Below are 1,023 nucleotides of genomic sequence, written 5' to 3' on the forward strand. Positions count from 1 at the left end.
CGCCAGATCACCTCGCCGGTGGTCGGATCGACCGAGGTCGCCTCGGAACCCGCGCCCGCCCGCCAGACGCCTTCGATGAACACGCCGCCGCTCATGCCTTCACCCGCACCATTTCGCCGTCCTTGACGCCCAGGGCCGCCGCGGCGTCCCGACTGATGATCGCGCTCTCGCCGTCGACCAGCACCGGGGCGCGCACCGCTCGGAACCGAGCGATCGCGCCCGAGCAGATCAGGGCTTCCTCGCCATAGGCGTCCTCGCCCAGTCGCACCCGCAGCCGGCGGCCTTCGCGCACCGTCTTGATGTCGTCCCGCCGCGCCGCCACCGTCGGGCCGGCGTCGAAGATGTCGACCAGACCCGAGAAGCGGAAACCCTCGGTCTCCAGCATGGCCCGCGCCGCCTCGCCTTCGCGGTGCACCCGGCCGATGGTCTCCGAGGCCGCCTGCGGCAGCAGCTCGGCATAGATCGGATGGCGCGGCGCCAGGTCGAGGATGAACTGGCCGTCGGTCGAGGCGCTCATCATGTCGGCCTCGTCGAATTCCAGCCGGAAGAACTTGCTGGCGACGTGGTCCCAGAACGGACAGCCGCCGTCCTCGTCGAACCAGCCGCGCAGCTCGGCCAGAACCATCTCGGCGAAGCGCTGGGGCTCCAGCCCGATCAGCATGTAGCGCGACTGGGCCAGCAGCCGTCCCGCTCCGCCCTTGCGGCGCTCGGGCTTGAGGAACAGCGAGCCGACCTCCGACCAGCCTGCGCACTCGTTGACCAGCACCAGGGCCCGGTGGTCGAACCGCTTGTCCAGGGTGGGCGAAGACTGAGCCAAGGTGACGACGCGGAACGAGAAGTGTGGGCGCTTGAGCCCCACCCCCGCCTTGACCCCGGCCACGCCGACCACGTCGCCTTCGGCGAGGTCCTCGAGCATCAGGGTGTACCAGGCCTCCGGCGCGGCGACCTCGGACAGGAAGCTGGCTTCGGACAGGGCCAGGCGGGCGCGCAGGGTGTGCTCGTCCTCCGGCAGGCTGGTGAAGC

The 1,023-nt window shown here is 70.8% G+C and carries 1 protein-coding gene; it reads right to left on the reverse strand.

Features of this window, described 5'->3' with window-relative positions; all coding sequences use genetic code 11:
* Positions 1-91: 91 nt before the first annotated feature.
* On the reverse strand, positions 92-1,023 hold a 932-nt coding region (locus AC1DZ6_RS25745; protein ID WP_477099919.1), incomplete at its 5' end, for an arginine N-succinyltransferase.

The sequence above is a fragment of the Caulobacter sp. P1_B12_2 genome (assembly GCF_056406675.1).